Here is a 903-nt window from a genome sequence, read left to right on the forward strand (position 1 = left end):
CCCTGATTCTTTCGCTTTCTCGGCCAGGAAATCCAGCTCGGGGCAGCTTACCTCGTAGTCGTGCTGCAGGCCCTGGTGCGAGGCGAACATCTTCTGCCCGAAAGCCTCCAGATCGCCGCGCTCCAGGTCAAGGCAGCCTTCCTCCACCCGCAGGTTTTCCTGCACCACGTAGGTGCAGCGGCGGTATACCACCGGGTCAAACTCAGCCTGGTGCTGTGCCAGCATCTCCAGCGTCACGTCTCGAAGGCTGTGGATTTGTGGATAATGTTTCTGCAGAATGGCTACGCCGGTTTCGCATTCCTGCCGGCGGGTGTTGTACTCACTGGAGGCCAGCGAGTGCTTCACCTGCGTGTCACAGAGCACCAGGCGGTACTCGCGCATATCAAAGGGGAAGTACTGGTACTCCAAAGAACGGCAGTCCAGCCTTACCACGTGGTCCCGCTTGCCGAACATGCTGGCGAACTGGTCCATGATGCCGCACATCACGCCGGCGTACTCGTGCTCGGCCTTCTGCGCCATCTTCACCAGGTCCATCTTCTCCACCCCATAACCGAAGAGGTGGTTGAGCGCGTAGGCCAACCCGCACTCCACCGCCGCCGAGGAGGAAAGGCCCGCCCCCATGGGGATATTGCCCCCGAACACCAGGTCAAAGCCCGGCACCGCATGTCCCGCTTTCTGCAGCTGCGCCACCACGCCCAAGAGGTAATTGGCCCAGGCGGTCTGGGTAGGTTCAACCTGCTCTAAGCTGAAGGTACCCTTCTCGTTCAGGTCAAAGGAGTAGGCCCGCATTTCCTGGGTTCCGTTCGGGGCGATGGCGAAGTAGATCTCCTTGTCAATGGCGGCGGGCAGCACGAACCCCTCGTTGTAGTCGGTGTGCTCGCCGATGAGGTTCACCCGGCCCGC

At 61.1% G+C, this 903-nt stretch carries 1 protein-coding gene; it reads right to left on the reverse strand.

The window, feature by feature from the left end:
- Nucleotides 1-903 (reverse strand): galactokinase (galK, locus tag JT719_RS24240; RefSeq protein ID WP_207436378.1); only part of this gene is annotated, 903 nt, incomplete at both ends.

The sequence above is a fragment of the Sabulibacter ruber genome, from assembly GCF_017355955.1.
Taxonomy (GTDB): Bacteria; Bacteroidota; Bacteroidia; order Cytophagales; family Hymenobacteraceae; genus Nibribacter; species Nibribacter ruber_A.